General features: G+C 76.6%; 3 protein-coding genes. 2 read left to right on the top strand and 1 reads right to left on the bottom strand.

What is annotated here, in order from left to right; translation table 11 throughout:
- Positions 1-397, top strand: a 397-nt coding sequence (locus G6556_RS18445) for a DUF5997 family protein (RefSeq protein WP_166944561.1), incomplete at its 5' end; no start/stop codon positions are given.
- Positions 398-416: 19 nt separating this feature from the next.
- On the opposite strand, the gene G6556_RS18440 is transcribed toward G6556_RS18445, so the two are convergent.
- Entirely contained in the window at positions 417-935 is a 519-nt protein-coding gene (locus G6556_RS18440; RefSeq protein WP_166944559.1) for a hypothetical protein, read from the bottom strand.
- 166 nt (positions 936-1,101) lie between these two features.
- On the opposite strand from G6556_RS18440, the gene G6556_RS18435 reads away from it, so the two are divergent.
- Entirely contained in the window at positions 1,102-2,229 is a 1,128-nt protein-coding gene (locus G6556_RS18435; protein WP_166944557.1) for an ABC transporter substrate-binding protein, read from the top strand.
- The last annotated feature ends 72 nt before the right edge of the window (positions 2,230-2,301 follow it).

Here is a 2,301-nt window from a genome sequence, read left to right as displayed (position 1 = left end):
CACGCCGCAGACCATGAAGCCCGCGACGGCCGCCGCCAAGCTCGGGGTCTACCTGCCCGCGACGCCCGAGGAGTTCCAGGCGGGCCCGGTGTCCCGCGAGCAGCTCGACGACCTGCAGCGCAACCCCCCGGCGTGGCTCACCGAGCTGCGGAAGAACGGCCCGCACCCGCGGTCGGTCGTCGCCGCGCGGCTGCGCATCTCGACGTCCGGGCTGGCGCGCAACGGCCTCACCGACCCGCTCACCACCGAGCAGATCGACGCGATCGTCGAGGAGTCGCCCGAGTGGCTGCACCGCGAGCGCGCGACGCAGGCCGAGGTGAAGCGCGAGGAGCAGCGCCTGCGCGAGCGCGACGCCGCCCGCGCCGCCGAGGGCAGGGGCGACCGCCCCGCGCGCTGACCCGACGGGGGCGCGCGGGTCAGCCGTGGGCCAGGAGCTCCAGGGCGACCACCGCCACGCCGAGGGCGACCTCGGCGACCAGCACCAGCAGCTTCTGCCACCCCGGCAGGGCGACCCGGCGGACCGCGAGCCAGCCGACGACACCCAGGCTCGCCACCAGCGCGATCGTCGACGCGCGCAACGCCCCGTCGACGGTCCACGACCCCCAGGCCGCCAGGCCGACGAAGATCATCGGCAGCACCAGCACGCCGAGCGCCCCGGTGCACACCGCGACCATGTGCCGCGCCTCGGCCGCGGTCGGCAGCGCGGCGTGCACGGCGAGGTGCGACACGACGTCGGCGAGCAGCACCGCGAGCAGCGTGCCGCCGACGGTGATGAGCAGCGTGGTCGCGGCGACGCCCGGGGTGACCTCGCCGTGCGACCGGAGCGTCAGCACCACCGCCAGCGCCGCGAACGTGACGTACACCCGTTCCTTGAGCCGGTCGGCGCGCTCCTCGGCGGTCGGGACGGGGGCGTCGGCGCGGGCTCGGCGGTCCATCGCCCCAGGCTAGGCGGGGTCACCCGAACGGTGCCCGATCCGTCCGACGTGCGACGGCGTCTTGTCTTCTGAGGGTTGGCTAACTTAGGTTTGGCTCACCTTCGCCACGGCGCCCCATCGACGGTGCCTCCGTGCGCGAGCCCACCCGCACAGGAGTCGCTCCGTCATGCCCGCACGCCCGCACGTCCCACCCCGCCGCGTCGTCCGCCGCGCGGTCCCGGCCCTGGTGGCGGCCGTGGTCGCGGCGGTGCTCGCGGGCTGCACGGGGGTGGCCGGGGCGACCGGGACCAGCGCCGCGGTGGCCGGCGACCGCGCCCCGCTCGCGGACCTCGCGCCCCTCGACGACCCGCGCGCCTGGGAGGGCGAGCAGACCGCCGTCGCCGCCGCGGCCCCGGTCGAGCCCGTGGCCGACGACCCGCGCCCCGCGCTGCCCGTCACGCTGACCGACGCGCAGGGCACCGAGGTCACGGTCACCGACACCAGCCGGGTCCTCGCGCTCGACCTGTACGGCTCCACCTCGCGGATCCTCTTCGAGCTCGGGCTCGGCGGCAGCGTCGTCGGCCGGGACTCCTCGTCCGACTTCCCGGAGATCGCCGACCTGCCCGTGGTCACGACCAGCGGGCACGACCTGTCGGGCGAGGCGATCCTCGAGCTCGCGCCGACGCTGATCATCACCGACACCACGCTGGGCCCCTGGGACACCGTGCTGCAGATGCGCGACGCGGGGATCCCGGTGGTCGTGGTCGACTCCCACCGCGAGCTCGGCACGGTCGGCGACCTCATCACGGCGGTCGCGACGGCGGTGGGGCTGCCCGACGAGGGCGCCGCGCTCGCCGCGCGCACCCAGGCCGAGATCGACGAGGTCCGGGCCCAGGTCGACCGGCTCGCCCCCGACGACCCGGCCGACCGGCTGCGGGTGGTGTTCCTCTACCTGCGGGGGCAGGCGGGCGTGTACTACCTGTTCGGCGAGGGCTCGGGGGCGGACTCGCTCATCGAGGCGCTCGGCGCGGTGGACGTGGCCGGCGAGATCGGCTGGCAGGGCATGCGGCCGGTGACCGACGAGGCCCTGGTGGCCGCGCAGCCGGACCTCGTGCTGGTGATGACGAAGGGCCTGGAGTCGGTCGGCGGGGTCGACGGGCTGCTGGAGCAGCTGCCGGCCGTGGCCCAGACGCCCGCGGGGGAGCACCGCCGGGTGGTCGACATGGCGGACACCCAGGTGCTGTCGTTCGGGCCGACGTCCGCGCGGACGCTCGACGCGCTGGCGCGGGCGTTCTACGCCCCGGAGGCCTCGTGACCGCCGTGCGCGAGCCCGGGGCGGACCGGGCGGGCACCGTGCCCGCCCCGGCCGCCCGCCCCGGCACCCCCG

Source organism: Cellulomonas sp. IC4_254, assembly GCF_011603975.1.
Lineage (GTDB): Bacteria > Actinomycetota > Actinomycetes > Actinomycetales > Cellulomonadaceae > Cellulomonas.
This window is presented reverse-complemented; position numbering and strand designations above follow the sequence as displayed.